Annotated in this window: 3 protein-coding genes; 2 read left to right on the top strand and 1 reads right to left on the bottom strand. The window is 61.5% G+C overall.

The genetic code is table 11. From position 1 onward, the window contains the following. Positions 1-557: 557 nt before the first annotated feature. The gene (locus tag AC1DE3_RS28200) at positions 558-683 is read right to left on the bottom strand and encodes a hypothetical protein (RefSeq protein WP_476798086.1); all 126 of its coding nucleotides are present in this window, start codon (positions 681-683) and stop codon (positions 558-560) included. Positions 684-747: 64 nt separating this feature from the next. Here AC1DE3_RS28200 and AC1DE3_RS28195 point away from each other — a divergent pair, with 64 nt between their 5' ends. After that, positions 748-936 carry a hypothetical protein gene (locus tag AC1DE3_RS28195; RefSeq protein ID WP_476798085.1) on the top strand — a complete coding sequence of 63 codons (189 nt, stop codon included), beginning with the start codon at positions 748-750 and terminating at the stop codon, positions 934-936. Between the two features lie 1383 nt (positions 937-2319). Beyond that, the gene (locus tag AC1DE3_RS28190; protein ID WP_441514576.1) at positions 2320-2526 is read left to right on the top strand and encodes a hypothetical protein; all 207 of its coding nucleotides are present in this window, start codon (positions 2320-2322) and stop codon (positions 2524-2526) included. Positions 2527-2702: the final 176 nt, after the last annotated feature.

Genomic DNA, 2702 nt, shown 5'->3' with positions numbered 1-2702 from the left:
GCGTCGAGCCGCCCTCCCGGTTCTCCAGAACCTTCTCGGCGATGAAGCAGCGCAGATGCACGAGGCCCTGGCGAAAGGGTCGCCGGCCAAAGGTATCGAAACCGCCTTTCTCGTCGGACTGGGTTCCAGCGATGACGTCGAAAGCGGCTAAAACGCTGACTTTAGGTGTCGCCGCGCTCGCACTGCTCGCTGCCGGAGGAGAAGTTCAGGCTCAGGGCAGGAAATACGTCTTCGCTCTGGTTCCCAAGAACATGAACAACCCCTTCTTCGACGCAGAATGTCGCAAGTTGCGTGGGCTGCGGTAGCTAGCTGTCGAAGCTATGAAGGTTGTTCATCCGGGGGCGGCGCTGGGCTGCTGGGACTGCGAACCTCCAGCACCTGCGCTTGAGATCCCCGGATGAACCCGCCTACGAATGCGCGTTCGATGCCTTGCCGGGAAGCAGACCTTCCGTATGTCGGGAGAGGGTCGTGAGCTGACAGTCCCGCCAGGTCTCTGGCTGCTCTCCAAAGTCGGAGCTTTGGCCGCTTCATGGGGCACTTCGAGGGGAGGGCCAGGCCTAGCGAGGCCAGCGGCGGTTCGTTCCGGTCGAAATGGCCAGGATCACGAAACAGACTGTTGCTGCGATCAGCAGCGTCGCGATTAGCGTTACCGGGATCAGCATGCGGACCTCCGCTGCGATCATTGAAATCTCCTCAACTTAACCCTCACGCGTTGGGTGGGGTTCCGCATCACATCCGGAGCATTTGATGGACACGACCGCAGCACGCCGGGGGCTGGTCGCCGGCTATTCGCTTGTTGTTGGCCGTGGCCCGCAGTCCAATAAGGCGACCACGGACCCCTTCGGCGTTTTGGCGCAGCTCTCCTTCTTCGTCGGCAGACCCTTGTTGGTCACGAGCAGAAGGCTGATCGCGACGCCGGCAACGGCACAGGCATAGGTCATACGCTTTCTCCGATCCTTCGATCGGCCAATGAGAGGCGCATGCGATGGCCATTGGGTGATCCCGATGCAGCGCTGACGCGATCATTCTGTGACCGGCCGCGCCCGATTTCCTCGCCCGCCGCGCGCGGGCTTTTTCATTCCTGGAGCATTGTCTGGTGACCTTCAAGGGCGCTGCGAAGCGCCTTGGCGATATCGATTTGCCTCGGATCGGCGACACCTTCAGCCTTCGGGACGCTCTCTTGAACATGCAGCGGAGGATCGATTGGCTTGAGGGCCGCTCGCGCACTGGTCCTTCCTGAAATCGAGCGGCTCACCGCCGCAAGATGGCTGCCGGCTTGAGCGGCTTGATCCCTGAACGTGGCCCGGCCTTCTCCCGCGGCGCCGGGCCGTTTTTTTGTGGGGGGACTGCCTATATTGTCGGGCCAGCGAGCAGACGCTGGAGCTGAACGTTGGTTTCGTAGAGGCGCGGAACTCAGGCTAATCTCGATGGTTCCCTGGGAACCATGGTCCTGTTGATCTGTGTCTCGGCCGGGATGCTTTTTGCAGTCGGATTCGGCTGGTACTTCGGCAGATGGATGTCCTAATCCCGGCCGTCGCCTCTCCCTCGTAAAGGGGCGGCCCTCCTTGGGCGGCTCCCGGCCCGCTGTCGCGGCGCCGGGCCTTTTTTCGTTGAAAGGCCCGCCTATATTGTCGTGTCGCGTTGGCGCTGGGGATCGTCGCTGGGATTTTTGTCGACCCTTTCACTGGGGCCGTTTCCGCAGGCGTACTGTGGGGCGCGCTATCGAATTCGCCTCGCATTTCGAGATAGGTGAAACACCCCGCCCGCTGGCCTAACCGGCTCCTCCCTGTCGAACTCTGCCCGGCTCTCCATCTGGAGCGCCGGGGCACTTTGTCGTTTCCGTCCGATACCCTAGAACCGCTTTAAGAAGCGGGGGGGATGGATTTTGCCATTTAGTTTCGCGTCACCGGAAGAGCTGGATATTCTTCAACGATCGCTGGACAGAGCCTGGGCGATGGTCGTTGAGCGGCACGGATCCGATCCATTGAAAGCGCCAGGCGAGCGGGAGCGGCTTGCCTATATAGTCGCGTCGCTTTGGCAACAGGGCGTTCATAGTTGCGTCGTTGAACAGGCGGTCGAAGAGTTCGAAGCGACCGCGCCCCAGCTAACCTGGCCCGTCAAGCCCGACACCGCATCACAATAGTACCCTCAGATCACAATTTTTCATTTCGGCGGCTTAAGCAGAAACGCGGAGACGGCACGTCGGCGTCGCTGCGTATGCACTTAAGTTGGCCCGGTCTCCGAAAGTGGATCGGGCCTTTTTGCGTTTTGGGGAACTGCCATCTTCGGCGCGTGTTCATGGCCAAAGGAGGATGCACCATGAATGCCCTGACTTTTTCTGCACTGATTGCTGCCGCGATCATGACGACCGCCTGCAACACCACCGAGCAGCGCGTCGGCGGAGCCGCGGTTGGAGCCGGCACCGGCGCAGCAGTAGGGGGCCCGGTTGGCGCGGTCGTCGGCGGAGCAGCGGGTGCCGTTACAGCGCCTACCGTTGTGCGGGCGACGCGACGCGCGACGCGCTGACCGGCTCGATGCCTTCGTTCCCGATGCAAGCGTGGCCTGCTGGTCTTCGGCCGGCCGGCGAGGCCTTTTCATGCTGTGGAGGTCATTCGAGTCGAACGACCCATGATCTGAAATTTTTTACTGGAATTGCGGAACCGAGCGGGTGAACTGATCGTTGGCTGTACGCCACTGGCGCG

It is taken from the genome of Allobosea sp. 10L417, assembly GCF_056395485.1.
The sequence above is the reverse complement of the archived record's forward strand: the minus strand, read 5'-3'. Positions and strand labels throughout refer to the sequence as shown.